Below are 1,233 nucleotides of genomic sequence, written 5' to 3'. Positions count from 1 at the left end.
TCATGACCCGTATAACCACGGCTTGTCCAAGGATCATCTGACAGGCTTAACATAGTAGTGCGCTTACCAAACGGGTCGAATTCCGCTCGCTGCACAATTTTACCGTTAGCATCCGTAATCGTGTCAATATTACCGAGAGCGTCCTTATGCAAGTAACGAGTTACATCTGGCTGCTGCTTATGATTAAGCTTTGAACGAACCTGTATCGCAACCACCTCTTTGCCCGCATAAATATGGTGCTTCATTTGCTCATATTGATCCGTTAAGCCTTGGTTACTAATCACATATTCATAGGCTTTGCTTACGTAATATGTCTTCTCGATATTGCCCTTTGCCCAGCGTGTTTGCATGGCTCGGTTATTATCTGGTCCATAGATGAAATCCGTTTTTTTGCTTCCCTGACGAATCTGACTAGGTTTATTAAAGCCTGTCCATTTATAGGTTTTTTTACCATCGGTTGCGATATTGCCATTCAAGTCGTACTTATAATCACGGCTCCCAGCAACACCCCTGAGCGTGGAAAGTCGGTTACCATCATCATAAGTCATCGTTCCGGCATCTGATTTATAGACTATATTTCCATGCAGATCATAGTCATAATCGTAGTTTTGGCTGTTACCTGCTGAATGTACAGAAGTAACAGTATCCAATCGATCATACTCATCATATGTGTAGGTATTATCGATACTAACATAGGCGTTGACCGTACGTTGATATCGCTCATGCCGCGTTTTAACATTATCAACTTCATCGTAGGTATAGTCGATATCACGAATCAGATCGAAATCACCGCCTATACCTGTGGTGATGTTTCTAAGGTGACCATTGTACGGATCAAATTCTCGGTTAGTGACCAGGCCATTCCCCACCCAATCGCTGCGTAAACGACCCGAAGCATCACGCCCTGAAGCCTCCCAAAGAACAACCATAGCACTATCATCATTTTTGGTATCCAAACTACGTTCAATTCCATCAATGACATTTTTATAGTCTTCTATTTTCTCTGTGAGCGCAGTAAGCTTTTTCGTTTCCTTCCTTGCTCTTGCTACTTGTTTTATTGCTAATTCTTTGTACCTTGACGCCCTTTTTTCCCAATTACCAGCAGACCTCTCTTTCGAAGCTGCTTGTCTGGTTTTAGTATTTGATTGAGCAGCTTTTTGTTTCGCAACAGATAAGTAGGAATTGGATCGATTGGTATAAAATTCCGCAAGATCAATGGTACTTGGCACCATT

At 42.2% G+C, this 1,233-nt stretch carries 1 protein-coding gene; it reads right to left on the bottom strand.

What is annotated here, in order from left to right:
* A partial coding sequence (locus tag DKW60_RS23870) for an RHS repeat domain-containing protein (RefSeq protein WP_219988873.1) occupies positions 1 to 1,233 on the bottom strand: 1,233 nt, incomplete at both ends.

It is taken from the genome of Leucothrix pacifica, from assembly GCF_003172875.1.
Classification (GTDB): Bacteria; Pseudomonadota; Gammaproteobacteria; order Thiotrichales; family Thiotrichaceae; genus Leucothrix; species Leucothrix pacifica.
The sequence above is the reverse complement of the archived record's forward strand: the minus strand, read 5'-3'. Positions and strand labels throughout refer to the sequence as shown.